This is a genomic window from Pseudomonas sp. 5P_3.1_Bac2 (assembly GCF_025465995.1).
GTDB lineage: Bacteria > Pseudomonadota > Gammaproteobacteria > Pseudomonadales > Pseudomonadaceae > Aquipseudomonas.
This window is the reverse complement of record NZ_JANLNY010000004.1, coordinates 513,432-536,988: the sequence shown is the minus strand read 5'-3', so window position 1 is coordinate 536,988 and position 23,557 is coordinate 513,432. Positions and strand designations below refer to the sequence as shown.

The 23,557-nt window shown below is 59.4% G+C and carries 26 protein-coding genes and 1 riboswitch; of the genes, 8 read left to right on the top strand and 18 right to left on the bottom strand.

Annotated features, from left to right (window positions below; genetic code table 11):
* Nucleotides 1-3: 3 nt before the first annotated feature.
* A complete protein-coding gene (locus NTD81_RS03890; RefSeq protein WP_262179609.1) occupies nucleotides 4-297 on the bottom strand; it encodes a YcgL domain-containing protein in 294 nt (97 codons plus the stop codon).
* Entirely contained in the window at nucleotides 294-1,427 is a 1,134-nt protein-coding gene (rnd, locus tag NTD81_RS03885) for a ribonuclease D (protein WP_262179607.1), read from the bottom strand. The genes NTD81_RS03890 and rnd overlap by 4 nt, the downstream gene beginning before the upstream one ends.
* A gap of 168 nt (nucleotides 1,428-1,595) precedes the next feature.
* Here rnd and NTD81_RS03880 point away from each other — a divergent pair, with 168 nt between their 5' ends.
* The 4 genes from NTD81_RS03880 (at nucleotide 1,596) to NTD81_RS03865 (ending at nucleotide 5,763) form a co-directional block, all read left to right on the top strand.
* Nucleotides 1,596-2,657, top strand: a complete 1,062-nt coding sequence (locus tag NTD81_RS03880; RefSeq protein WP_262179605.1) for an SMP-30/gluconolactonase/LRE family protein — start codon at nucleotides 1,596-1,598, stop codon at nucleotides 2,655-2,657.
* 84 nt (nucleotides 2,658-2,741) lie between these two features.
* On the top strand, nucleotides 2,742-3,596 hold the full coding sequence (locus tag NTD81_RS03875) for a sulfurtransferase (RefSeq protein WP_262179602.1): 855 nt from the start codon (nucleotides 2,742-2,744) through the stop codon (nucleotides 3,594-3,596).
* Nucleotides 3,597-3,836: 240 nt separating this feature from the next.
* Nucleotides 3,837-5,087, top strand: a complete 1,251-nt coding sequence (locus NTD81_RS03870) for an OmpP1/FadL family transporter (RefSeq protein WP_262179596.1) — start codon at nucleotides 3,837-3,839, stop codon at nucleotides 5,085-5,087.
* A gap of 61 nt (nucleotides 5,088-5,148) precedes the next feature.
* Nucleotides 5,149-5,763: a response regulator gene (locus tag NTD81_RS03865; protein WP_262179594.1), complete on the top strand. Its 615-nt coding sequence runs from the start codon at nucleotides 5,149-5,151 to the stop codon at nucleotides 5,761-5,763.
* Here NTD81_RS03865 and NTD81_RS03860 read toward each other — a convergent pair.
* The 13 genes from NTD81_RS03860 to ttcA form a co-directional block, all read right to left on the bottom strand.
* On the bottom strand, nucleotides 5,732-7,522 hold the full coding sequence (locus tag NTD81_RS03860) for a hybrid sensor histidine kinase/response regulator (RefSeq protein WP_262179591.1): 1,791 nt from the start codon (nucleotides 7,520-7,522) through the stop codon (nucleotides 5,732-5,734). The two genes, NTD81_RS03865 and NTD81_RS03860, sit on opposite strands and share 32 nt — an antisense overlap.
* Nucleotides 7,523-7,667: 145 nt before the next feature.
* Nucleotides 7,668-8,219 carry a glutathione peroxidase gene (locus tag NTD81_RS03855; RefSeq protein WP_262179588.1) on the bottom strand — a complete coding sequence of 184 codons (552 nt, stop codon included), beginning with the start codon at nucleotides 8,217-8,219 and terminating at the stop codon, nucleotides 7,668-7,670.
* A gap of 138 nt (nucleotides 8,220-8,357) precedes the next feature.
* Complete coding sequence (locus NTD81_RS03850) at nucleotides 8,358-9,560, bottom strand: MFS transporter (RefSeq protein WP_262179586.1); 1,203 nt, start codon at nucleotides 9,558-9,560, stop codon at nucleotides 8,358-8,360.
* An 84-nt stretch (nucleotides 9,561-9,644) separates the two neighbouring features.
* On the bottom strand, nucleotides 9,645-10,373 hold the full coding sequence (locus tag NTD81_RS03845) for an adenosylcobinamide-GDP ribazoletransferase (protein ID WP_262179583.1): 729 nt from the start codon (nucleotides 10,371-10,373) through the stop codon (nucleotides 9,645-9,647).
* Nucleotides 10,370-10,945, bottom strand: coding sequence for a histidine phosphatase family protein (locus tag NTD81_RS03840; protein ID WP_262179581.1), 576 nt, complete (start codon nucleotides 10,943-10,945; stop codon nucleotides 10,370-10,372). Before NTD81_RS03840 ends, NTD81_RS03845 begins: the two co-directional genes overlap by 4 nt.
* Nucleotides 10,942-11,997 carry a nicotinate-nucleotide--dimethylbenzimidazole phosphoribosyltransferase gene (cobT, locus tag NTD81_RS03835; protein WP_262179579.1) on the bottom strand — a complete coding sequence of 352 codons (1,056 nt, stop codon included), beginning with the start codon at nucleotides 11,995-11,997 and terminating at the stop codon, nucleotides 10,942-10,944. The genes NTD81_RS03840 and cobT overlap by 4 nt, the downstream gene beginning before the upstream one ends.
* Nucleotides 11,994-12,515 (bottom strand): bifunctional adenosylcobinamide kinase/adenosylcobinamide-phosphate guanylyltransferase, encoded by a 522-nt coding sequence (cobU, locus tag NTD81_RS03830; RefSeq protein ID WP_262179577.1) that lies wholly within the window; start codon nucleotides 12,513-12,515, stop codon nucleotides 11,994-11,996. Before cobU ends, cobT begins: the two co-directional genes overlap by 4 nt.
* Nucleotides 12,516-12,548: 33 nt before the next feature.
* Nucleotides 12,549-13,196 carry a 5,6-dimethylbenzimidazole synthase gene (gene bluB / locus NTD81_RS03825; protein ID WP_262179575.1) on the bottom strand — a complete coding sequence of 216 codons (648 nt, stop codon included), beginning with the start codon at nucleotides 13,194-13,196 and terminating at the stop codon, nucleotides 12,549-12,551.
* A gap of 137 nt (nucleotides 13,197-13,333) precedes the next feature.
* Nucleotides 13,334-13,497, bottom strand: a riboswitch (cobalamin riboswitch).
* 120 nt (nucleotides 13,498-13,617) lie between these two features.
* Nucleotides 13,618-14,145 (bottom strand): C40 family peptidase, encoded by a 528-nt coding sequence (locus tag NTD81_RS03820; RefSeq protein WP_262179573.1) that lies wholly within the window; start codon nucleotides 14,143-14,145, stop codon nucleotides 13,618-13,620.
* A gap of 175 nt (nucleotides 14,146-14,320) precedes the next feature.
* Nucleotides 14,321-14,950 carry a C40 family peptidase gene (locus tag NTD81_RS03815; RefSeq protein WP_262179571.1) on the bottom strand — a complete coding sequence of 210 codons (630 nt, stop codon included), beginning with the start codon at nucleotides 14,948-14,950 and terminating at the stop codon, nucleotides 14,321-14,323.
* A gap of 78 nt (nucleotides 14,951-15,028) precedes the next feature.
* On the bottom strand, nucleotides 15,029-15,787 hold the full coding sequence (locus NTD81_RS03810; protein ID WP_262179569.1) for an NAD-dependent protein deacylase: 759 nt from the start codon (nucleotides 15,785-15,787) through the stop codon (nucleotides 15,029-15,031).
* 15 nt (nucleotides 15,788-15,802) lie between these two features.
* Nucleotides 15,803-16,474, bottom strand: a complete 672-nt coding sequence (locus NTD81_RS03805; RefSeq protein WP_262179566.1) for a DNA-3-methyladenine glycosylase I — start codon at nucleotides 16,472-16,474, stop codon at nucleotides 15,803-15,805.
* An 18-nt stretch (nucleotides 16,475-16,492) separates the two neighbouring features.
* On the bottom strand, nucleotides 16,493-17,317 hold the full coding sequence (gene ttcA / locus NTD81_RS03800; protein ID WP_262179564.1) for a tRNA 2-thiocytidine(32) synthetase TtcA: 825 nt from the start codon (nucleotides 17,315-17,317) through the stop codon (nucleotides 16,493-16,495).
* Nucleotides 17,318-17,414: 97 nt separating this feature from the next.
* On the opposite strand from ttcA, the gene NTD81_RS03795 reads away from it, so the two are divergent.
* The 4 genes from NTD81_RS03795 (at nucleotide 17,415) to NTD81_RS03780 (ending at nucleotide 19,931) form a co-directional block, all read left to right on the top strand.
* Nucleotides 17,415-18,005, top strand: coding sequence for a DNA-J related domain-containing protein (locus NTD81_RS03795; protein ID WP_262179562.1), 591 nt, complete (start codon nucleotides 17,415-17,417; stop codon nucleotides 18,003-18,005).
* A gap of 156 nt (nucleotides 18,006-18,161) precedes the next feature.
* Nucleotides 18,162-18,761 (top strand): Yip1 family protein, encoded by a 600-nt coding sequence (locus tag NTD81_RS03790; RefSeq protein ID WP_262179560.1) that lies wholly within the window; start codon nucleotides 18,162-18,164, stop codon nucleotides 18,759-18,761.
* Nucleotides 18,762-18,877: 116 nt separating this feature from the next.
* The gene (locus NTD81_RS03785) at nucleotides 18,878-19,372 is read left to right on the top strand and encodes a SprT family zinc-dependent metalloprotease (protein WP_262179558.1); all 495 of its coding nucleotides are present in this window, start codon (nucleotides 18,878-18,880) and stop codon (nucleotides 19,370-19,372) included.
* 22 nt (nucleotides 19,373-19,394) lie between these two features.
* A complete protein-coding gene (locus NTD81_RS03780; RefSeq protein ID WP_262179557.1) occupies nucleotides 19,395-19,931 on the top strand; it encodes a cytochrome b in 537 nt (178 codons plus the stop codon).
* A 21-nt stretch (nucleotides 19,932-19,952) separates the two neighbouring features.
* On the opposite strand, the gene trhA is transcribed toward NTD81_RS03780, so the two are convergent.
* The 3 genes from trhA to NTD81_RS03765 all read right to left on the bottom strand — a co-directional run bounded on the left by trhA (nucleotide 19,953) and on the right by NTD81_RS03765 (nucleotide 23,513).
* Entirely contained in the window at nucleotides 19,953-20,570 is a 618-nt protein-coding gene (gene trhA / locus NTD81_RS03775; RefSeq protein WP_262179555.1) for a PAQR family membrane homeostasis protein TrhA, read from the bottom strand.
* Between the two features lie 94 nt (nucleotides 20,571-20,664).
* Nucleotides 20,665-21,846: a CaiB/BaiF CoA transferase family protein gene (locus NTD81_RS03770; RefSeq protein WP_262179553.1), complete on the bottom strand. Its 1,182-nt coding sequence runs from the start codon at nucleotides 21,844-21,846 to the stop codon at nucleotides 20,665-20,667.
* 26 nt (nucleotides 21,847-21,872) lie between these two features.
* On the bottom strand, nucleotides 21,873-23,513 hold the full coding sequence (locus tag NTD81_RS03765) for an AMP-binding protein (RefSeq protein WP_262179550.1): 1,641 nt from the start codon (nucleotides 23,511-23,513) through the stop codon (nucleotides 21,873-21,875).
* Between the last annotated feature and the right edge of the window lie 44 nt (nucleotides 23,514-23,557).

Below are 23,557 nucleotides of genomic sequence, written 5' to 3'. Positions count from 1 at the left end.
GGCTCAGACCGGATCGTTACGGCGTAGCAGTTCTTCCGGCAGGTGCTCGATATATTCGTCTTCAGGCGGCGGCATTTGCAGGTGGTAGCCCTGCTCGCTGAGGTTTTCCAGCACTTTGTGGATGTCTTCACGGGCCAGGCTGCGCTCAGGCGTCAGCACCAGCTCAAAGGCCAGGGTGGCGGTGCCAAAAGCGTTTAACAACGGTTCCGGCACACGCTTGAGGCCATCGCTGCGCAGCACATAGAGGTACATCTCGTTTTTGCGCGAGCTTTTGTAGATCGAACAGATTTGCTTCATACCACTTCTCCAGCCGCAGCCAGGCAATCGAGCAGCGCCTGGCCCATCAATTCACGTCGCCAGCCGCGTAGCGACTCTGGCAACTGGTAAGGCCCGCCGGGATAACCGGTCTTAAGCAGGGCCTCGAGGGTTTTCTTGCGCAGCATCAACTCCGGCACTATGCCTAGGCGCTCCGCTTCACGCTGGCCGACGCTACGCAGTTTCTTCAGCAAGGCCGAGGCTTCCAACGGCAGAGGCTCGGCCAGTGCTGGCGGCCAGTCGGCTGGCGGTGTAGCGGCGGCTTGCTGGATCAGTTGGAGAATAAATTCGCCATCTTGGCGCACGGTTTTCGGGTGCATATCTTCGATACGCGCCAGACTCACCAGATTATCCGGCTGGCTACGGGCCAGTGGCCACAGCGAGTGCTCACGCAGAATGCGGTTGCGCGGCTGGTTACGCAGGCGGGCCTGGCATTCGCGCCAGTTGCACAGCGCACGCAGTACGGCCAGTTGTTGGCGCGACAGCTTCCAGGCCAGTTTGGCCTCGCGGTAAGCCTCTTGCGGGTCGGTTTCGCGGCCCATATTGCTGACCAGCTCGGCGCCGTCTTCCAGCACCCACTGATATTTCTGCTCCGGCAACTGCTGCTTGAGCTTGTCGTAGACCTGCGCCAGATGCAGCACGTCTTCAGCGGCGTAGCTCACCTGGGTGGCCGACAGCGGCCGCTGCAGCCAATCGGAACGGGTCTCGCCCTTGGGCAGTTCGATATCCAACACCGCCTGCACCAAGCGCGAATAGCCCATGGAGAAACCCAGATTGAGGTAGCCGGCGGCCAATTGGGTATCGAACAAGGGCGCCGGCAGGCTGCCGGTCAGACGCAAGAACACTTCGAGGTCTTCGCTGCAGGCGTGCAGCACCTTGATCACCGCGCGGTCTTGCAGCAGTGCAGCGAACGGCGTCCAGTCGCCAATCAGCAAAGGGTCAATCAGAAACACCTGGGTGCCATCGCTGACCTGGAGCAAGCCAGCAATCGGGTAGAAGGTATCGACCCGCATAAATTCGGTGTCTACCGCCACAAACGGCAAGCTGCGCCAAGTGGCACAGTGCTGCGCTAGGCTGGCGTCATCGCTCACCCACTGATTTTCAATCGCCACACGGCTCTCCCACAAATAATGGCGCGCAGTATATATCGCCAAAGGCCTGCCTGCAGGGCAGCCAAGCGACAATTGACATTTGTTCAGCAGTGCTCAGCGCAAAGGACACCGAGCTGTGTAAGCTGGTCAATCAATACACGCCCATGTGCCGCCAAAGAGATAATAACAATGCGTAAATTGCTAGGACTGCTGCTAGTTGCCTTGCTTGCCACCGCGCTGTATCTGTTCTTCACCCCCAGCCCGATTGATCCGTTGGCCTGGGAGGCGCCCACCGCGCCAGTGCTGAGCGGCCCGCTTGAACCTAATGACACCCTGATGAAGGCCGAGTTGCTGGCCCGTGGTCAGGTACACGGCCCCGAAGACACCGCCGTCGACAGCCAAGGCCGGATCTACACTGGGGTCGAAAACGGCCAAGTGCTGCGGATTAAGACCGATGGTAGCGTCGAGACCTTTGCCGACACCCAGGGTCGGCCATTGGGGATGGATTTTGATGCTCAAGGCAACCTAATCGTCGCCGACGCTTATAAAGGCCTGCTGAGCATTGCTCCCGACGGCAAAATCCAGGTGCTGAGCAAAGAGGCCGAAGGCGTGCCTTTCGTGTTCACCGATGACGTGGATATCGCCAGCGACGGCCTGATCTACTTCAGCGACGCCAGCAGCCGCTTCACCCAGCCGGACTATCTGCTCGACCTGCTTGAGGCCCGCCCCCACGGCCGCCTGCTCAGCTACAACCCGGCCACGGGTGAAACCAAAGTCCTGCTCAAAGACCTCTACTTCGCCAATGGCGTGGCCCTGTCGAGCCAGGAAGACTTTGTTCTGGTCAATGAAACCTACCGCTATCGCATCACCCGTTATTGGCTCAAAGGCGACAAGGCCGGCAGCAGCGACATCTTTATCGACAACCTGCCAGGCCTACCAGACAACCTGCAAGGCGACCGCCAGGGCACGTTCTGGGTCGCCCTGCCAACACCGCGCAAAGCCGACGCTGACTTGCTGCACCGCTGGCCGTGGGCCAAGGCGCAACTGGCCAAGCTGCCCCGCGCCCTGTGGCCCAAGGCGGAATCCTATGGCTTTGCCATTGCGCTAAATGAACAAGGGCAAATCATCCAGAGCCTGCACGACACCAGCGGCAGCCACCTGCGCATGGTCACCTCGGTCAAACCCGTGGGCGATTACCTGTATTTCGGCAGCCTCGATAACGATCGCATCGGCAAGCTGAAAATCCGTTAAGCCAGGCCCCGGTCGCGCGGATTTATCCCGCCGCGCCACTGGGGTTATGATGGCTGCCACTTACCTGGCCAAAGGATGACCGGCATGCCACTCGCCCAACTGTTTACTGCCGCCCAGTTGCAACAACGCCTGGACGAGCCTGACCTGATTATTCTCGACTGCCGCTTCGCCCTCGAAGATCCGCACTATGGCCAACGCAGCTATGCCGAAGGGCATATCCCTGGCGCGCAGTTTGCTGATCTGGACCGTGACCTGTCCGGCCCCATCGAAAAAGGCGTGACCGGCCGCCATCCCTTGCCCAACCCCGAACAGTTGCTCAAGCGTCTCCAAGCTTGGGGCATCAATCAACACAGCAACGTGGTGCTGTACGACGACGGCGCCACCGCCTTTGCCGCCCGTGCCTGGTGGTTGCTGACCTGGCTGGGCAAGCGCGACGGCGTGTATCTGCTCGATGGCGGCATTAAAGCCTGGCGTGATGCTGGCGGCGCCCTCACCCAAGATGAGCCGACAGTGCAGCCGGGCAATTTCGTCGGCACCCCGGACAACAGCCTGCTGATCAGCGCGAGCGAGCTGCAAGCGCGTTTGCACGATGCTCAACTGACCCTGCTCGACGCCCGCGGCCTGGCCCGTTTTAAAGGCGAAGTCGAGCCGATCGACCCGGTGGCAGGCCATATCCCAGGAGCTAAGTGCACGCTGTTCAGTGACAACCTCGACAGCAATGGACACTTCCTCGATGCCGAGCGCCTGCGCAAGCGCTTCGCTGGGCAAATCAGCCAGCGCCCTGCCGACCAAGTGGTCGCTTACTGCGGTTCGGGCGTCACGGCCTGCCATAACCTGTTCGCTCTGAGTCTGGCCGGTTACCCCTTGGCTAAACTTTACGCAGGCTCCTGGAGCGAGTGGATTAACGACCCCAGCCGCCCGGTCGCAACCGGCGAGTAACGCCATCTGATTAGCTCCCGCGCTGCGACAATAGCCAGAGGCTTACACCAGCGCGGGACAAAATCACACCCACTCTTAGTGCTAAGGACGTTAACCTTTAGTCCTAAAGTACTACGCGCTATTACCCCGTATAAATATTACTTATCCGACTAAGAAACGGCTCTAGATCGGGAACTAGCGCTGCCCTCTCGGGTCTAGCTGCTAGCAAGCAAGCGCCCATACAAAAACAAGGAGTTCGCCGTGCCTCGCAAAATTGTTAAAACATGTTTGTCCATCGCTATTGCCACCGCTGCCAGCCAAACGATGGCAGGCGGTTTCGCCCTTAATGAACAAAGCATCAGCGGCATGGGCACCTCGTTTGCCGGCCGTTCTTCCTCTGCAGATGACGCCACCACAGTTGCCAGCAACCCTGCCGGGATGTCGCGCCTCAAGCGCGAACAAATCAGCGTCGGCGCCGCGGTACTGTTCGCCAAATCCGATATCAGCAAAGCCAGCGGCGTCGACAACGGCACCAACCACGGCGATATGGTGCCAGTGGTCGGCGTGCCAATGGGGTACTACGTCAAACCGCTCAACGAAGACTGGACCTTCGGCCTGGGCATGTATGTGCCGTTTGGCCTGATGACCGACTACGAAGGCAGTTTCCAAGGCCGCTACCACGGCAAGAAAAGCCAGGTGCAGGTTCTGACCCTGCAACCAACGTTGAGCTATCGCTTTAACGAGCAGTTTTCTATTGGCTTTGGTCCGACCATCAACCGCGTCGATGGTGAGCTGACCTCCGCCGTGAAAAACCCGATTGCTTCGGCCGGTGATGGCGAAGTCAAGGTTAAAGGCGATGACACCGCCGTTGGCTACAACATCGGCATGCTCTACGAGTTCACCCCAGAAACTCGCGCCGGGATTACTTACCACTCCAAGGTCAAGTATCGCCTCAAGGGCCATACCACTATGAACGGCGGTGGTTTTATCTTCCAATCCTCAGCGGGTAAGTACGACGGTTCGTTGCGCTTGACCACTCCGGAGTCGGTGGACTTCTCCTTGACCCACGACATCAACGACCGCTGGACTGTCTATGCGGGCAGTACCTGGACCCGCTGGAGTCGCTTCCAAGAGATCAAGGTACAAAACGACGACGTGCAAGGCTTCCTCACTGGCCCGCTGACCACCATCACCGAAGAGCAAAACTGGCATGACACTTGGAGCCATGCTATTGGTGCTGCTTACAAGCTGAACAAGGAGTGGACCCTGCGTACCGGTTTTGCCGTCGACCAATCGCCGACCAACAACACCGATCGCGCGGCGCGTATGCCTACCGGTGACCGCAAAGCCGTCAGCCTCGGTGCAGCGTGGAGTCCTAACGACGACATCACCGTCGATCTTGCTTACTCCTACCTGCGTGAGGAAAAAGTTAAAGTAGACTCCGGTGACTATCGTGCTGACTTCCGTAACAGCGCCCATGGTTTGGGTGCCCAATTGACTTACCGTTTCTAAGCCTCTTAGCAGGCTGTTCTATACTCATGGGCGTAGCCCTCTACGCCCATCGAGGTAAACGATGCACAGCATTCATCAAGAGCTCCCACAGCAACTGAGTTTGCTCCTCGTTGATGATCACCAAATTTTCCTCGACGGTTTGAGCTTAGCCTTGGCGCCCCTGTGCCCTGAGCTAAAAATTCATACCGCCGAATCGGCCGCTGCCGCGGACGATTGCCTCAACCAGCACAACATTGACCTGATCCTGCTTGATCTCGGCCTCCCCGATATCAGCGGCTTGGCTTTGCTGCGCAACTGGCAAGAACGAGGCTTGATGGTTCCCGTGGCGGTATTGAGCGCCAGCGACTCCAACAGCGATGTGCAAGCGGCCATCACTGCAGGCGCCTTGGGTTATATATCCAAAGGCACCCGCGGTGAGGCGCTCAGGCAAGCCTTAAAGCAGATTTTGCTAGGTGAAGCCCTGCCCGCCCCGCCGGCCAACCAATCGCCCCTAAGCCTGCGTCAGCAACAGATCCTGCAGTTACTGGCCAACGGCTTACCGAATAAATCGATTAGCCGTGAGCTGGGGGTCTCCCCCGACACGGTCAAGACCCATCTCAAGCTGCTGTTCCATGAACTTAAGGTGCACAACCGCACCGCCTGCGTCAGTGCTGCCCGGGAACGGGGCTGGCTGTAGCGGGACGGTGCACACCCAGTAAAACCACCAAGGTTTGCTGCAACCGTGCCGGCAATAACGGCTTGGCCAATAACGTCACCGACTCCTCGACACAGCGTGCCTGCAATTGCACGCTGACATCGGCACTGACCAATAAGGCCGGGATCTCGGCACCACCGCGCTCACGCAAAGCACGAATAGCGAACAACCCGTCATTGTCCTCAGCCAAGCGAAAATCACTGATCAGCACTTGTGCCTGCGACTGCTCAAACACCACCTGGGCTTCAGCCAACGTTCTGCAGGCCCACACATGGCAGCCCCAGCCCTGCAACAACGTGGTCAGCGCATTGAGGCTGTCGACATCATCCTCAATCAACAGCACACGCCCCTGTAATGGCCGGGGCTTGGCCGCAGGCACTGGATGCTGGGCACTTTTACCAACGGGCAGTTGCACCACAAAGCGCGCACCGTGACCCGGCTCCGAATGCAATTGCAGGCGATGACCCAGCGCCTGAAGCAGCTGATCAACGATCGCCAAACCCAGCCCCAGCCCACGCTCGGCCTTGCGTCCGGGGTTATTCAGCTGGCGAAACTCCTCAAACACCAGCACCTGCTCATCTTCGGCCAGCCCCCGGCCATCGTCGCCCACCTCCACCTCCACCTCGCCGTCGTCGTTCTTCCCGGCGTACAGCCACACCCGTTTAGCCTGGGCATGCAACAGGGCATTGATGAGCAAATTGCGCAGTACCCGCTCGAGCAATAAGGGATCGCTGTGCACCCACAGATCGGAGCATTGCAGTTGCAACTCGATACCCTGGCTCTTGGCCTGAGCCTGCGCCTCATGACTTAAGCGCAGCAACAGCGGCCGCAGGGCGAAGTGCTCGATTTGCGGGCGCACGCCATCGGGCAAGGTCAAACGGGTGAAATCCAGCAACGACAACATCAGCCGCCCAAGCTGCTCCACTGCGACCGCCAAACGCTGACTGATATGCCGCACGCTAGGGTCTTGGTTGTGCTCCAGCAAATGCTCAACGTATAGGCCCATGGCATTCAGTGGTTGGCGCAAATCATGACTGGCCGCCGCCAGCAGACGCAGCTTGCGCCCGTCGTCATCCTCAGCGCGCAGCCGGGCCAGATCGAGTAACTGGGTATTGAGCCAAGCCTTGCGCTGCTCGTATTCCCGTGAATAAGCGCCAATGGTGCCAATCACATTGGCGCCAAAGAGAAAAATCGCCTCGTACAGCATGCCTGCATTTAAGTCCCAGCCCATCAGCGGGTAGAGCCCGACAAACACAGCGCAAAACAACAAAGACGACAGACTCACCATTAGCAAAGGCCCACCCAGCCACAGGTAGCCAAACATCATGACCAGGAACAGGCAGTCGTAATCCTGCTGGCCGCCATACAGCCAACTGATATGCACCAACACGCTCATGCACAGACCATGAATAGCGTAGGCCGACACATAAACGCGCAAGATTGTAGGTGCGGGATGACTACTACTGCGGCAATACCATAACGCGCCAAGGGCACTGAATATGGCCAACAGGCGAAGAGGCAACAGCGCCGAACTGGTTTCCAGCGGCTGCAACAGCCACTCCAAAAACAGGAACACGGCCTGTAACAGCAAGACAGTCCAAGTAATCAGCGGCAAGCGCTCAAGCACTTGCTGGAGCTGCGCCTTGGCGAACTCGGGCTCTAGGTCAGGGATAAACCCCAAACGCGCGTAACCCAAACGTAATTGGGTCAGCAGCAATGCCTCGCGGCAATCGAAATTCATTGCCCAATCCTCGGGCTATTTGTTGTTATGCACCGTCCGGCGGCCCGGTTAAAAGCCCACACAATGACTCAGTGCGCAGTTGGCAGCATCCTGAGTATGGCGAGCAAATCGACGACCACTATCGCCCAGATGGGTGAGCGAAGGCTCAGGGTTGGCTGGCAATGGCCTGCTCAATCGCGGCGATTAACTCAGGATCATCCGGTTTGGTCAGACTGGAAAAGCTCGCGATCACCTGCCCCCGGCGATCCACCACGTATTTGTAGAAGTTCCAGCGCGGTGCCTTACTTTGCTCGGCCAATACTTTGAACAACGGCAGCGCATCGTCACCACGCACCGCTTGCGCAGCAGTCATGGTGAACGTCACACCGTAATTGACGTAGCAGACCTTGGCGGTTTCCTCGCTGCTATCGGCCTCTTGGCGAAAGTCATCGGAGGGTACCCCCAACACTTCCAAGCCTTGGCCCTTGTAGCGCTGATACAGCGCCTCAAGACCGGTGAATTGCTTGCTAAAGCCACAGAAGCTGGCGGTATTGACCACCAAAAGCGGCTTGCCGGCATAGGCTTGGCATAAATCGATGGATTCGTTGCTGCGCAGCTTAGCCACCTGGCCTTGCAGCAACGGCGGGCACTCATTGGCTTGAGCGGTGCCGCACAGAGCCGTGGTGATTAAGCATGCAGCCCAGAACAGTGCGCGCATTATTTCGTCCTCATGCTCAGCACAAACCAATACCTAAGTGTAGAAACGCCAGCCCGCTCTGCCCCCAGCCCCACCAAGCGAGCCCCAGCAGCAAAGCACCAACAAATGCCAAGACAGCCTGCCAGCGATATTCCTTGCTCATGTATTCACCTGCTGCAGACGTGCTACCGGTTGCTCGCTGACCGGCCAATTGAGTAAGGCCGCGACCAGGCTCAAACCGATGGAGATATACCAGACTAAATCATAGCTGCCGGTATGGTCATACAGGTAACCACCGAGCCAGCCGCCCAGGAAGGCTCCCAACTGATGGAACAAGAATACGATGCCACCCAGCATAGACAAATTACGCACGCCAAACACGCTGGCCACCGTGCCATTGGTCAACGGCACCGTCGACAACCACAGCAGGCCCATGGCGATGCCAAAGGCATAAGCCGTCCACAACGACAGCGGCATCCACAAGAACAGCACAATCACCACGCCCCGCGCCAGATACAAGGCGCTGAGCAGGCGTGGCTTACTCCAGCGCCCGCCCAGCCAACCGGCGATATAGGTGCCAAAGATATTAAACAGGCCAACCAAGGCTAATACCGTGGTCCCGGCCATGGCCGGCAGATGCTGATCAACTAAATAGGCCGGCAGGTGCACGCCGATAAACACCACCTGGAAGCCGCAGACAAAAAAGCCCAAGGCCAGCAGGCAAAAACCGGGGTGACGACAGGCCTCCACCAAGGCCTCGCGCAAGCTCTGAGCCGGACCGTGACTGACCTGCGCCGGCTCACTAATCATGCGCGCCAGCGGCACGATCAGCCCCACCAACACAGCCAACACTAACAATGCCAGCGACCAACCCAAAGTGCTGATCAAGCCCAAGGTGCCGGGGAGCATGGCGAACTGGCCGAAGGAGCCGGCCGCCGCCGCAATACCCATGGCCATGCTGCGTTTTTCCAGGCTGACCGCGCGGCCCACCACGCCAAGAATCACTGAAAACGAGGTGCCGGACAGGCCAATACCGATCAATAAACCAGCACTGAGCGACAAGCTGCCCGGGGTATCGGCGTAAGCCATGCACAACAAGCCTACGGCATACAGCACACCACCGATGATCACCGCCTTGCGCGGGCCAAAACGGTCGGCAAAGGCGCCAGTAAAGGGCTGGGCCAAGCCCCAGATCAGGTTCTGCAGGGCGATGGCGAAGGCGAAGACCTCGCGCCCCCAGCCAAACTCCAGACTCATCGGCGGCAAGAACAGACCAAAGCCATGCCGCACGCCCAAGGACAGCGCCAAAATCAGCGAACTGCCAAGCAGTAACCCAAAGATGCTGTTAGCCGACGTTCTCATGGCGCCTCGCGCTACTGCTCAGGTGTGTTTAAAGAGGCGCTAGACTGCCGACTGACGGTGTTTCTGGCAAGTTACAGTTAGCCCTTAATAACAGGCCAAAACCAGCAGTACAGAGCACTCCACCACCTCTAGTAAAGCCCCAGCCGTATCGCCAGTGCAGCCCTCAAGACGCTTAAGCATGGCCCGGCGCAGCAGCATAAAAACCGCAGCGCCAACCAAAATCGCCAGCAGCCCCGGCACACCAAATAACAACATCAGCCCGGCATTCACTGCCAACAGCCAGGGCAACTGGCGCCTGGGCATATGCTCAGCCAAGGCCTGCCCTAATCCGCCGGCGCGCACATAGGGCGTCGTCAGAAACAACAGCGGCATCAGACAGCGCGCCAGCCACGGCACCAGTAGCAAGTACAGGCCGTGGCCCTGCTGTAACAACACCCATAAGGCGGAGAATTTCAGCAAGAGCAACAGCACCAACACCACTACGGCGATCGGACCGCTGCGCGGATCTTTCATGATTTCTAAGGTGCGCGCTTTATCGGCAAAGCCGCCAACCCAGGCGTCCGCACTGTCAGCCAGGCCGTCCAGATGCAGACCGCCACTGATGCCGACCCACAGGGTCAAGAGCAGCGCCGCCTGCAACACCAGCGCGGTATCGCCCAGCAGCCATTGGCCCAAGCACAGCAAGGCGCCAATCAGCAGACCGACTGCGGGATAAAACAGCAACGAGCGCCCTATCTGCTGTGCGCTCGGCATTGCCCCCAGAGTCACCGGCAGACGAGTCAGAAACTGCAAGGCGATCCACCACGCCGTCATGGCTGCTCCCGTAGCTGGCCAGCAGCATCACAGCTGATTACAAAGCGCTGGGCATGGGCCACCGCCACTTGCAGCAAGTCTCCGCGCGGCAGACCACGGGCGCGGGTCAGCAGCAAGCGGATCACCCCACCATGGGTCACCACCAACAGCCGTTGCCCGGCATAGCGCTGCTGCAAGCGCTGCACGGCGGCCAGCACGCGCGCCTCGAAGGCCAACAGCGGCTCAGCCGCAGGCGGAGTGAAGCCATAGGGATCGGACCAGAATTGGCCAAGGGCGGCAGCGTCACTGCGCATCAGTTGCGCGCTGGTCAGGCCTTCCCACTGGCCAAAATGCAGCTCCCGTAAATCAGGCTCGAACTCCAGTGGCACGTCATGCTGCGCCGCCAGCTCTTCGGCAAAGCGTGCGCAGCGCTGTAAGGGTGAACTGATTAGACGATCCCAACGGCTGCCGTCAGCCACAGCGCTACGCAGCTGCGCCCACCCTTCCTCTGTCAGGGCATCGTCCAGGCTGCCGCGCAGGCCACCACCCAATTCGGTGACGCCATGACGGATTAACTCAAGCTGCACGCTCATGCTGGACGATCCGCCACTGCCGCCTCAGCGAAGGTGGCCATGTCATTGTGCAGGCTGCACGCCAGCCGCAGCAGAGGCACGGCCAGCGCCGCGCCACTGCCTTCACCTAGGCGCAGGCCTAAATCCAGCAGCGGCTGTGCCTTAAGGGCCTGTAAAACGCGCTGATGGCCGGGTTCGGCGCCACTGTGGGCGAACAGCAGCCAAGCGTGACAGGCCGGATTAAGCTGCACTGCAAATAACGCCGCGACGCTACAGATAAAGCCATCCACCAGCGCCACCACACCCTGCTGAGCGCAAGCCAGATAGGCGCCGGTTAAGGCAGCAATCTCAAAACCGCCGAAATACTGCAACGCTTGGATAGGAGTTTGGATCTGCCCGTGATGCAGCGCCAGCGCCGCCTCCACCACTTGGGCTTTATGCTGTACCCCTGCCCGGCCTAACCCCGTGCCTGGGCCAGCTAAGTCCAGCGCCGGGCACTTCAGCAGCCAACAGGCCAGCGCCGCCGCCGCGGTGGTATTGCCGATGCCCATCTCGCCACCAATAAACAGCTGACAGCCCTGGGCTTTAGCGCCCAACACACTATCGCGGCCAGCGGCCAAGGCCGCCGCAAGCTGGGCAGCGCCCATCGCCGGGCCCTGGCTAAAGTTGGCAGTGCCGGGGCCCAACTGCAGGCGCTGTACGCCGGGCAAGCTCTGCCCTTGCTCGACCGTCCCCAGATCCAGCACTTCTAGACTGGCACCAAGCTGCTTAGCCAGCACGCTGATGGCCGCGCCGCCGCCGACAAAATTACTCAACATCTGCACGGTCACCGCCTGCGGATAGGCCGAAACCCCTTCGGCCACCACCCCATGGTCGCCCGCAAAAATACTGATATGCACCTGCTCGATGCTCGGCCGCTCGCGGCCTTGCAGCGCCGCCAACTGCACCGCCAAAGCCTCTAACTGCCCCAGAGCGCCGGTGGGCTTGGTCAATTGCTGCTGACGCGCCAGGGCACGCTCACGCACTGCCTCATCGGCAACTTGGCAAGGCGCTTGCCACCACGACTGGCTCATAACGCAGCTCCTTTCAGGACCATAGGTAAACCGGCCACACAGAACACGACGCGCTGGCAATGCTCAGCCAGGGCCTGATGCAACCAACCGGCTTGATCGACATAACGCCGGGTTAGCTCACCCATGGGCACCACGCCTAAGCCGGTTTCGTTACTGACTAAAATGATCCGCCCGGGCAAATCCACCAGGCAGTCGAGTAACTGCTTCAGCTCGCCTTGCAGGCGCGCCTCGTCGTCCAACAGCAACAAGTTGCTCAGCCAAAGAGTGAGGCAGTCGACCAACAGGCAGTGCTCAGGGCTGGCGTGCTCACGTAGCACGCGGGCCAGCGCCAAGGGCTCTTCAATCAGCTGCCAATGCGCCGGACGGGATTGTTGATGGTGGTCGATGCGCGCCTGCATCTCGCCATCCAAGGCCTCGGCAGTGGCGATATATCGCACGCGCAGATTCGATTCGCTGGCTAAGCGCTCGGCCAGGCGGCTTTTGCCCGAGCGGGCGCCACCGAGAATAAGCTCATACATGCTGATCACCTTGCCCCTTGAAGCGGCCCGAAGCTAAGACGTGGGCCATTGATTTTCTGCAATTAACTCAGCCAAAGGCCGCGGCTGCGCCCAGCCCTCCTCGATCAGCATGGGCTGCGCATAAAACTCAGTGACCGGGCCCAAGCACAGCACCGCTAAGGGTTTGGCGCCAGCTGGCATACCGAGCAAATCGGCCAAGGCCTGCGGCTCAAACAGCGACACCCAACCCATGCCCAAGCCTTCGGCGCGGGCCGCCAGCCAAAGGTTTTGGATGGCGCAGGACACCGAAGCCATATCCATCTCCGGCAAGGTGCGCCGACCAAAGATATGCGCCTCACGCTGCTCGGTCAGCGCCACCACCAGTAACTCAGCGCAGTCGCGCACGCCTTCGACTTTTAAGCGCATAAACTCATCGCTGCGCTGGCCCAGCGCTTCGGCGGTGCGCACGCGTTCGTCTTCGACTAAAGCGTGGATCGCGCTGCGCAGTGGCGCGTCGGTAATTCGGATAAACCGCCAGGGTTGCATCAGGCCGACACTGGGCGCTTGATGGGCGGCTTCAAGCAGACGCGCGAGCAGCTCGGGCGCCACTTCGCCACCGGCAAAGTGGCGCATATCCCGGCGCTGGGCGATGGCACGGTAGACCCCGGCGCGCTGCTCGGCAGTAAAGGCATGCTGACTCATGCGCTAACAGGGCCGAGTGCAGACAGGGGGTAACGAACAGGGATCATCAAGGGACTCCGCAGCGCAAATAACCGCAGCGGCGCCAGCAGCACTCAGGGGCCTTAACGGCCTACAAGCGCCAGACACAGCCCGCCGCGATGTCGTGGTGTCGCACAGGCCGGTCTCCGGGCTTCTAAGCAGCGCGCCTGGGTTATGCCAAGGGGCTCACTCAATAACCGTTGCGGGGGCAGCGTCGCCGTTAGCGACTTCCCAGTTTCACCCTGCGGCCAAAGCCTTGGGCACCTGTAGCAAGGGGCGCAGGGTAGAGCCTTGTCGAACAAGGGTCAAACCCGATCACGGACAAGCGTGGATGAACTGGCTAAACCGCCCCAAGCTCGCCTGTGACGGCAGGCGCTCTGTAGCTCGGGGCTTAGCGAATGAGTTAAGGGTTACGCGCCAGCTCCGGGCTAAATACCCGTTTGGCGTTGAGGTAGGCGCGCTGCCAGTACTTGTTGCTCAGGCTATCCAGGCGCACGGTGCCGCCGCTGGAAGGCGCATGCACAAAACGCCCTTCGCCGACATAGATCCCCGCATGGCTGACCTGATGACCGCCACTGGTGGCGAAGAACACCAGATCACCGCTTTGCAGGGCATCGCGGCCCACACTCGGCGCACCGATCTTGATCATTTCCCGAGTCGTGCGCGGCAGGCTGATGCCGGCAGCATCGCGGTACACGTAGCCAATCAGGCCACTGCAATCAAAACCGCTATCCGGGGTATTACCACCCCACCGATAAGGCGTGCCGACCAAGCCTAAAGCGCTGAACAACACATCATTGGCGCCGCCGTGGCCCATGCTCGGGGCTTTGACGACCCGCGGCGGAGCTTTAACTGGCGCGGGAGGCTGGCTGGAGCAAGCGGCGAGTTGCGCGGCCAGCACGATAAGGGTCAAGCGAATTACTAGTGACATTGGCGAGCCCATCCTGAGCTTGAATCCGGCTACTGTGCGCGCATCAATAGTCCAGTGCAAGCATTAGCTTTAGCTTTATCCGGTAAGTATCTGATAAGGATAGGAAAGATATTTATGAAGCGCAAACAAAAACGCCCGAGCAAGCTCGGGCGTTAGGGTCTAGCGTGAATACGGCTTAGGGATGCTGAGCGACCGCGTCGCTAGGCGCCATGGCCAAAACGCGCTTGGCTTCAATGAAGGTGCGCTTCCAGTAACGGTCACCGAGGTTGTCGACGCGCACGCCACCACTTCTGCTGCTGGAGGAGTGGATGAACTGATCATCCCCCATATAGATACCGGCGTGACTTACCCGACCACGGCCTGCAGTGCTGAAGAACAGCAAGTCGCCCGGCTTCAGATCACCACGAGCCACCAGCGGTGCCTTGATGTTGATCATTTCGCGGGTCGAACGCGGCAGTTTCATGCCGGCTTCTTCTTTAAACAGATAGCCGATAAAGCCACTGCAGTCGAAGCCGGTGCTGGCCGAACCACCACCGAAGCGGTAGCGCGTACCCACCAAGGACAAGCCATGGTTGAGGATGCTGTCCGCCAGCTGAGGCAGTTTGTAGGATTTTTCTTCGGTGAAGTCGCCAATAGCGGCGTCTTGTTCAATAGCCTCCTCTGGTTCATCTGGCTCAGCCAGCACAGCAGGAGGGAAAACCGTAGCCTGAACTTCTTCGAGTTCTACTTGCGGTGCATGGCTCGCGCAGGCGGCGAGAGCCAAGGTAAGTGCAATAGGCACGAGGGGTGCGAGACGCTTTAGCATGGGCACGACCGTGTCGGTTAATTTGGAAAGAAGGGTGGACTATGCCTTCTATAACCCACATTTGCAAATTCTATTGATCTAAAGGTGACTTACTAGTGCTGGAATTGCATCTAAGGCTTTCGTTCCAATCCGGATATCCACCTGGGCGCTTATAGCTGATCGCTCTGGATTGATCTCCACGGTGAAGCCGCCCCTCTGCTTCGTCCTTATTAATGGTTCGACAATATAAGGAAAGCTCGCACTGGTGCCGACGCAGATCACCAGCTCAAAACCTTTGGCCATTTCGCCCTGTAAACGCGCCACCGAATCTTCCCCGAGCATCTCGCCAAACAGCACCACCGGTGGGCGCAGCAGGCCTTGGCAGTGACGACAGCGTGGCGGCATAGGCGCCGTCAAATGCGCAGGCAGATCGCCATCCTCGGCGGCGCAGTCCAGGCAAAACAGAGGCGTCAATTGGCCATGAATCTCAATCAGGCGCTCAGCTGGGCTACCTGCGGCACGATGATAGCCATCAATGTTTTGCGTCAGCACCCAGCACTCTGGTTTTAGTTTTTGCAGCCGAGCGATGGCCATGTGTGCGGCGTTTGGTCGCGCCTGCAGACAAGCCCCAGCCAGCTGTGCCAGATATTTCCAACACAGGGCCGGATCGCTCTGCAGCATGCCGCCCGACAAAGCCGCCTCAATCGGCAAGCCCTCGGCCGTGTGGCCGTTGTACAGGCCGCCCAGGCCGCGATAGGTGGGCAAACCGGAATCCGCCGAGAGTCCGGCGCCGGTGATGATGAGGATACGTTGGGCGCGCTTAAGCTGCGCCACCACCCGTAGCAGTGACTGCTGCATAAGCCCGCACCTGCATTAATGATTAACCGTGTGCGCCAGCATCAACGACAGCTGACACAGCGGCCGTCCGCTCTCGGCGTGCCATTGGTTAAAGGCCGCCTGCACGGTGGCCAGATCACGCAAGCTGGTGGGGGCCTTATCGATGATCTGCTGCGCCTTTAGCGCCGCCACCAGGTCATCGGTGGGGATAAAGGTGTCTTTGCCGACCATGCGTAAAAAGCGTGGCGCCGACAGGCCACCGAGCTGGCTGGCGTGCTTGGCCAGGTATTTCCATAAGCCGACGATGTCGGTCAGTGGCCACTCGGCGATCAGCGCACCGAAGCTGCCCCGCTCCTGCTGCACATCCAAGATGAACTGGGCATTACGCGGCACGCTCTTGAGCTTGCCCAAATGACGGATCAAGGCGGTGTTCTGCATCATGCCTTCTAAACGCTCAGCGCCGATCAGCACCACCTTCTCGGGATCAAAGCCAAAGAAGGCCTGCTCAAAGGCCGGCCACTTGGCATCCACCAGGCTGTGCTTCAGGCCGGCGCGGAAGATGCGCAGGCTCATGGTCGACAGATAGCGGTCATCGCTGATGGCGCGCAACTCGGCGGCGCTACGCGGCTGCGGCAGATGCGCCTCAAGGGCTTGCGGCGAACCGAAACGATTCAGGCAGTACTCATACAGCCATTGGTAGTCGCGCATCAGCGAGTCCTTAAGCGATTACAGATTCATCACATCGAGAAAACGCGGGGTGGCGTTCTCATCGATCTTCAAGCTCTGGAAGTCGAACAGATTGCGGTCGGCCAACTGCGACGGCACCACGTTTTGCAAGGCGCGGAACATCACCTCGGTACGCCCCGGCGTTTTACGTTCCCACTCTTGCAGCATCTCTTTGACCACTTGGCGCTGCAGGTTTTCCTGACTGCCGCAGAGGTTGCACGGGATGATCGGGAATTCCTTCATGCGGCTGTAAGCCTCGATATCGCTCTCGCTGCAATAGGCCAGCGGGCGGATCACGACGTTACGCCCGTCATCGGCGCGTAGCTTCGGGGGCATGGCCTTGAGGGTGCCGCCGTAGAACATATTGAGGAAGAAGGTTTCCAGAATATCGTCGCGGTGATGCCCCAGCGCCATTTTGGTCGCGCCAATTTCATCGGCGTAGGTGTACAGGGTGCCGCGGCGCAGACGCGAGCACAGCGAACAGGTGGTTTTGCCTTCGGGAATCTTTTCCTTCACCACCGAATACGTGTCTTTTTCGATGATGTGGTAAGGCACGCCAATCGATTCAAGGTAGGCCGGCAGCACGTGCTCAGGAAAGCCAGGCTGCTTTTGGTCCATGTTGACCGCGACGATCTCGAACTGGATCGGTGCCACTTTCTGCAGATGCAGCAGCACATCGAGCATGGTGTAGCTGTCTTTACCGCCGGACAGGCAGACCATGACCTTGTCGCCATCCTCGATCATATTGAAATCGCCAATGGCTTCGCCGGCCAGGCGGCGCAGGCGTTTTTGCAGTTTGTTTTGATTGACCGAGAGGGTGCCCATGGTGCGATGGTGTCCGGATGCTGACGAAAGTGCGGCATTTTACTCACAAAGCGGCGCCTGCCCTACCCCATTGCTGATCAAATGCTAGGCTGGCGGGATGAACCCTATCAAGCAACCCCCGCCCAAACTGGCGGAGCTTCTGCTGCAACTGCTGCAAAACGCACCGCAGGGGCTCAGTGAGTACGAGCTGATTCAGCAGCTCAAACAGCAGCATGAGCTGGACATGCCGCTGCACGACCCACTGGACTTATTCCGCAGCCACTTCCAAGTGTTTAACGCCCTCTACCAATTGCGCGACCAGCTGTGGGCGCAGCAAAGCGCGACCCTGCATATCAGTGCCCTGAACATTTGCCTGCTGCCTTATCAAGCCGGTAGCGCTGAACTCAGCGAGCAAGATCCACTGCGCAGTTACTACTTGGATGCGGAGCAACTGCAAGTTACCACCGAGCAGGACGTGCAGGACCTGCTGCAGAGTTTTTATAGCCAGCAGCCCAACCGCAGTGAACGCCACGCGGCGCTGGAAGTGTTTGAAATGACGGATGATCCGCAGCTGCGATACAGCCAGATCAAGCTGCGTTACCGACAACTGGTCAGTCAGCATCATCCTGACCGAGGCGGCAGCACTACGCGGTTACAGGCGATTAACAAGGCCATGGAAGTTCTGGAACGCTATTACCAAGGTAATTGAGAGTCCGATTCGCTCTAAAGGACCCAGGCCAGCCGAGGCTTGCGCGCTTATACTGCGGCATACGGTCGCAGTAAATAGGCTTGGCACCGGATGCTGCTGGTGATGCTCATCAGGCGCTGCGTCGGGGGCGACCGTCATAACAACAGGAGGTCTGGCATGATCCATCACGTCTGGGGGCTGTTCGCCCATCCTGACCAGGAATGGCAGGAAATCCGTGGCGAAGAAGAAAGTATCAGCCACATGTATCTCACCCATGTGTTAATTCTCGCGGCTATCCCCGCAATCTCTGCTTATATCGGCACCACCCAAGTCGGTTGGTCAATTGGTGGTCGGGCACCGGTGATGTTGACCGAAGCCAGCGCCCTGCAACTCACCTTTATGACTTACTTGGCCATGCTCGCCGGCGTTGCCTTGATGGGCGCGTTTATCCATTGGATGTCGCGCACCTATCACGCCAGTCCGAGTCTCAGCCAATGCATCGTGTTCTCGGCGTATAACGCCACGCCGTTGTTTGTCGGTGGTCTAGCGGCGCTCTATCCGCACCTGTGGTTGGCTATGCTGGTCGGCACCGCAGCCATTAGCTACACGGTGTACCTGCTCTATGTAGGCATTCCCTCCTTTATGAACATCCCTCAGGACGAAGGCTTTATGTTCTCCAGCTCCGTGCTGGCGGTGGGTTTGGTGCTGTTGGTGGCGATGATCGCCAGCTCGATCCTGCTTTGGGAGCTGGGCATCGGCCCGGTTTATACCAGCTAGGCACACGCCTTTAGGCGAAACAAAACGAAACCACCTAGCGGTGGTTTCGTTGTTTTTGGGCTGCGGGCAGACAGCGGATTGGGCATAATCGTGGCCATTGGAGTATTACGACCGCCATGCCAGATCAGATCCAACGCCGCGTTGAAGAGTGCTACTTACAAGCCGAGGCCTTCTTCAAACAACCCTTCCCCCGCCCGCAAGTGTGCTTCAAATTGCGCGGGCAAAAAGCCGGCGTGGCCCATCTGAGCGAAAACAAGCTGCGCTTTAATCTGCAGCTGTATCGCGCCAACCTCGATGATTTTCTGCGCCAGACCGTGGCCCATGAAGTCGCGCATATGGTCGCCCACCACCTGTTCGGCCCACGTATTCAGCCCCATGGCGAAGAGTGGCAACTGATTATGCGTGGCGTCTATGAACTGCCGCCGCACCGCTGTCATTCCTATGCCGTCGAGCGCCGCCAAGTCAGCCGATTTATTTACCGCTGCGCCTGTGAGCCCGGCGAATTTCCCTTTTCCGCGCAGCGTCATGCCCTGGTCGCCAAGGGCCGGCGTTATTACTGCCGGCGCTGCAAAGCGACATTGAGCTTCACTGGCGAACATCGCCTTGAGTAACCCCGCAAAAAGAGAGTCAACAATGACCAGCCTGACACAACCGCAACGCCCGCAACGTTATGACAGCCTCAGCCGTGCCCTGCATTGGTTGATGGCACTTGGTTTTGCCTGGATTTTCAGCAGCGCCTTAGCGCACAAATTCTTTAATGAGTCGGCCGTGGACAATTTCCTGTGGACCACCCATAAGCCAGTGGGCTTATTGCTGTTTATCGCCGTGCTGTTGCGGGTGATCTGGGCGCTGCTGAGCCGCAATCGCCGCCCTGCACCACTGAGCTTGGGCGCGAGCCTCGGGCACCTGGCCCTGTATCTGTTGATGTTGGCCGTACCGGGCCTTGGGTTGCTCCGCCAGTACGGCTCGGGCCGCGCCTTTGAAGCCTTTGGCGTACAGGTGATGGCAGCCACTCCGCAGGCCAGCCACAAGTGGATGGTCGATCTGGGTGGCAACTTCCACAGCCTGCTGGGTTGGACCCTGCTGGTGTTGGTCGTCGGTCATATCGTGCTGACCCTCTGGCATCGCCGCACACCTGCCACTGACGCGCTGCCGCGCATGCTCGGCTAAGCCCTGCGACGGCCTGCTGCACTACAACACGTAGTGCAGTATGGCGACGTAGTGCATCACACTGCCGCCCATCACGAACAGATGCCAGATGCCATGCCAGTGACGGAAACGACTGTCATAGGCGAAGAAAATAATGCCGATGGTGTACAGCGCACCGCCGCCGGCTAACCAGATAAACCCTGCCGTGCCCAACGCAGCCAGCAAGGGCTTGACCGCGACCAGGACGATCCAGCCCATCACTGCGTAGATAAAGATCGACAACAGGCGCGCTTCGGAGCGCGGTTTGATTTCCTGCAGCATGCCAATCACCGCCAGGGTCCAGACGATCCCGAACAGCCACCAGCCCCATGCGCCGTGTAACGAGACCAAGCAGAACGGGGTGTAACTGCCCGCAATCAGCAGATAAATCGACAAGTGATCCATCTTGCGCATGATCACTTTGGCCCGCCCACGCAGGCTGTGATAGACCGTCGACACGCTGTACAGCAACACCAGGGTGGCGGCATAAATACTCACCCCGACGATCTTGCTTACATCTCCCTGCAAGCTGGCTAACACCACCAGCAAGATGCCCCCCGCCAAAGCCAACACCGCGCCGACTAAGTGTGTCCACGCGTTAAACCGTTCACCGTGATACATAAGCCTCTTTTCCCAAGGCCCCCAATAGGGGCATACAAAGCACGCTTATGCCGCAAAACACTGGCTTTGGCGAGCACTAGGTGCCCGCCGGGCATCAGGCAATAACTCGCTGCGCCCGCAGTTGCTCAATCTGCTCAGGGCTGTAGCCCAGCTCAGCCAGCACTTCAGCGGTATGGGCGCCGAGCGCCGCGCCGATATGTCGCGGCGCAGGTAGTGGCGTGGAGAATTTCAACGGGCAGGCGATCTGCGCCTGGCTGCGCCCATCTGTCAACGGTACCTGGGTGACCACACCGCGTGCTTGCAGTTGCGGATGCTGCACTGCCTCGCTGAGGTTGAGCATGGGCTCGACACAGGCATCGATGGCCGCAAAAACTTCGCTCCACTCTAGAAAATCACGCTTCTCAATTTCGATCTCGATCTCGCGCTTGAGCGCCTGCTGATCCTCAGGCTTTTGCGACAAACCGCGAGCGGCTAATTCCGGCCGGCCCAATGCCGCGCAGAACTGCTGCATAAACTGCGGCTCGAGACTGCCCACGGCAAACCAACGACCGTCGCGGGTGCGGTAGTAATCGTAAAAGCTACCGCCATTGAGCACCTGATTTTGCATGCCCGGTTCCACCCCGGCACCAAGGTAGCCGGCACCAGACATGGCATGCAGGCTGAACACACAGTCGGTCATGCTGATGTCGACATGTGCCCCCTGCCCCGTCACCTGGCGTTGGATAACCGCAGCCAGCAGGCCAATCACGCCATACAGCGAGCCGCCGGCAATGTCCGCAGCTTGAATCCCCAGCGGCAGTGGCCCGCTGTCGCTGCGCCCGGTGTAGCTGGCCAACCCCGACAGGGCCAGGTAATTGAGGTCGTGACCGGCGCGGTCCTTATACGGCCCGGTTTGCCCGTAGCCGGTGATGGAGACATAAATCAGCTTGGGGTTGATCGCCTTAAGCGCCTCATAGCCCACTCCCAGCTTATCCATCACCCCCGGGCGAAACTGCTCCAGCACGATGTCGTACTCGGCCACCAGCTGCTTGACCAACTGCACCGCTGCGGGCTGTTTAAGGTCCAGGGCGATGCCGCGCTTATTGCGGTTGAGATAAGCATGGCTGGTGGACACACCGGCAGCATAGGGCGGCAATACTCGGACCAGATCCACCCGAGTGGGCGACTCTACGCGCAACACCTCGGCGCCCATGTCAGCCAAAAGTAACGAAGCAAATGGCCCCGGCAGCAAGGTGGAAAAATCGAGAACTTTCAGTGAGGACAGCGGGCCACTCATGGCAACTCCTTAACATCAGAAACGGTTTATTCCTGCCAGCGCACCGCCTGGCTGCTATCCAGCACGCCGGGCTCCTGGGCAAAACGTTGTTCGAGGACATTACGGCGAATCTTCATGGTCGGCGTCATGCAGCCGTTGTCCACCGTCCAGGGCTCACGCACCAACAGCATATGACTGACGCGCTCATTGGGCAGCAAATCGGCATTCAGCGCCTCAAGCGTGGCGAGCAACGACGCCTCGACTTGTGCGCGAGGCAACTCACGGGCCGCGGGAGTCAATTCGAGCAGCGCCATGGGTTGATTAAGATGGCTGCCGAGCAAGCAGACCTGCTCGACCAGCAGGTTCTTGGCGATCGCCCCTTCAATCGGCGCCGGCGCGATGTATTTACCCTTGCTGGTTTTGAAGATGTCCTTGACCCGCCCGGTGATGCTGACAAAACCGTCGGCGTCGACCTGGCCAAGATCGCCGGTGTGCAGCCAGCCGTCGCGGATGGTTTGCGCGGTTTGCTCAGGATCGAGGTAATAGCCCTGCATCAAGCTCGGACAGCGCAGCAGGATTTCGCCGTCTTCGCCTAAGCGTAACTCCAGCCCCGGCATAGGCTTACCCACAGTCCCTACGCGCTGCGCACCCGGTCGGTTAAAGCAGCCGTAGGCCAGGTGTTCAGTCATGCCATAGCCTTCACAAATCGGCATGCCGATTTGCGCGTACCACTGCACCAGACTGCGCGGAATCGGCGCCGCACCACTGACCAGAAAGCGCGCACGATCCAGGCCCAGGCCCTGACGAATCTTGCGCGCCACCAACTTGCCGATTAACGGCAGGCGCAGTAAACGCTGCAACTTAGCCTGCGGCAGCTTCTCCAGCACCCCCTGCTGAAAGCGCGTCCACAGCCTAGGCACCGAGAAGAAAATGGTCGGCCGCACATGCTTTAAATCGATGGCAAAGGTCGCCAACGACTCAACAAAGGCAATCCGCCCACCGCTATACAGTGCACTGACTTCCACCAACACCCGCTCGGCCGCATGGGACAGCGGCAAGTAGGAAAAATACTGCTCATGTTCGGTAATCTTCAGCTCCCTGACCGACTGCGTGCCAGCCCAGGCAAAGGCCTGCGCCGACAACATCACGCCCTTGGGCTGGCCGGTGGTGCCTGAGGTGTAGAGGATACTCAGCAGCCCATCCGGCTGTTGCTGATGCACTTGCGCAAGCGGCTGATGGGCTGCCAACAGAGCATCCCAAGCATACTGACTGGGCAGCGTCGGATACGGCATGGCGATGCGTATAACCTGCTCGGGGATGCCCGCGACGAGCTTGTCGGCCTCATCCAGCTTGCCGAGGAAGATCGCCTTGGCCGCGCTGTGCGTGAGCACATATTCAATGCTTTGCGCCGACTGCAAGGGGTACAGCGGCACGCTAACCAGACCCGCAGCCATGATGGCTAAGTCGGCAATAATCCACTGCGCGCAGTTCTTCGATAGCAGCGCGACCCGATCCCCTGGCACGCAACCCAAGGCGCGCAGCGCACTGGCCATACGCCGAACCTGATCATCGACCTCGGCCCAGGTCAGGTCGTGCCACTTGCCATCGACCGGCTGACTCAACCAGACCTTATCGGCCCGGGTTTCCACCCACTGCGTGAAACGCTGTAAAGGCAGTAGCTCGCTCATGGTATGTCTCACCATTATTGTTCTTCTTAGAGGTCTTAAGCTTA

Coding starts and splice junctions, on each gene's coding strand:
- NTD81_RS03810 (WP_262179569.1), bottom strand. CDS start 15,787: ATGCAGCAGTCACTGCTACGGGTGGTGGCGCAGCTTAAGCGCGCCCAA.
- ttcA (WP_262179564.1), bottom strand. CDS start 17,317: ATGGGCACCCTCTCGGTCAATCAAAACAAACTGCAAAAACGCCTGCGC.
- NTD81_RS03865 (WP_262179594.1), top strand. CDS start 5,149: ATGCACAGCATTCATCAAGAGCTCCCACAGCAACTGAGTTTGCTCCTC.
- NTD81_RS03845 (WP_262179583.1), bottom strand. CDS start 10,373: ATGACGGCGTGGTGGATCGCCTTGCAGTTTCTGACTCGTCTGCCGGTG.
- NTD81_RS03890 (WP_262179609.1), bottom strand. CDS start 297: ATGAAGCAAATCTGTTCGATCTACAAAAGCTCGCGCAAAAACGAGATG.
- NTD81_RS03805 (WP_262179566.1), bottom strand. CDS start 16,474: ATGCGCGACTACCAATGGCTGTATGAGTACTGCCTGAATCGTTTCGGT.
- bluB (WP_262179575.1), bottom strand. CDS start 13,196: ATGAGTCAGCATGCCTTTACTGCCGAGCAGCGCGCCGGGGTCTACCGT.
- NTD81_RS03840 (WP_262179581.1), bottom strand. CDS start 10,945: ATGAGCGTGCAGCTTGAGTTAATCCGTCATGGCGTCACCGAATTGGGT.
- NTD81_RS03815 (WP_262179571.1), bottom strand. CDS start 14,950: ATGCTAAAGCGTCTCGCACCCCTCGTGCCTATTGCACTTACCTTGGCT.
- NTD81_RS03795 (WP_262179562.1), top strand. CDS start 17,415: ATGAACCCTATCAAGCAACCCCCGCCCAAACTGGCGGAGCTTCTGCTG.
- NTD81_RS03770 (WP_262179553.1), bottom strand. CDS start 21,846: ATGAGTGGCCCGCTGTCCTCACTGAAAGTTCTCGATTTTTCCACCTTG.
- NTD81_RS03790 (WP_262179560.1), top strand. CDS start 18,162: ATGATCCATCACGTCTGGGGGCTGTTCGCCCATCCTGACCAGGAATGG.
- trhA (WP_262179555.1), bottom strand. CDS start 20,570: ATGTATCACGGTGAACGGTTTAACGCGTGGACACACTTAGTCGGCGCG.
- NTD81_RS03855 (WP_262179588.1), bottom strand. CDS start 8,219: ATGCGCGCACTGTTCTGGGCTGCATGCTTAATCACCACGGCTCTGTGC.
- NTD81_RS03820 (WP_262179573.1), bottom strand. CDS start 14,145: ATGTCACTAGTAATTCGCTTGACCCTTATCGTGCTGGCCGCGCAACTC.
- cobT (WP_262179579.1), bottom strand. CDS start 11,997: ATGAGCCAGTCGTGGTGGCAAGCGCCTTGCCAAGTTGCCGATGAGGCA.
- NTD81_RS03785 (WP_262179558.1), top strand. CDS start 18,878: ATGCCAGATCAGATCCAACGCCGCGTTGAAGAGTGCTACTTACAAGCC.
- NTD81_RS03765 (WP_262179550.1), bottom strand. CDS start 23,513: ATGAGCGAGCTACTGCCTTTACAGCGTTTCACGCAGTGGGTGGAAACC.
- NTD81_RS03780 (WP_262179557.1), top strand. CDS start 19,395: ATGACCAGCCTGACACAACCGCAACGCCCGCAACGTTATGACAGCCTC.
- NTD81_RS03880 (WP_262179605.1), top strand. CDS start 1,596: ATGCGTAAATTGCTAGGACTGCTGCTAGTTGCCTTGCTTGCCACCGCG.
- NTD81_RS03860 (WP_262179591.1), bottom strand. CDS start 7,522: ATGAATTTCGATTGCCGCGAGGCATTGCTGCTGACCCAATTACGTTTG.
- NTD81_RS03875 (WP_262179602.1), top strand. CDS start 2,742: ATGCCACTCGCCCAACTGTTTACTGCCGCCCAGTTGCAACAACGCCTG.
- cobU (WP_262179577.1), bottom strand. CDS start 12,515: ATGTATGAGCTTATTCTCGGTGGCGCCCGCTCGGGCAAAAGCCGCCTG.
- NTD81_RS03850 (WP_262179586.1), bottom strand. CDS start 9,560: ATGAGAACGTCGGCTAACAGCATCTTTGGGTTACTGCTTGGCAGTTCG.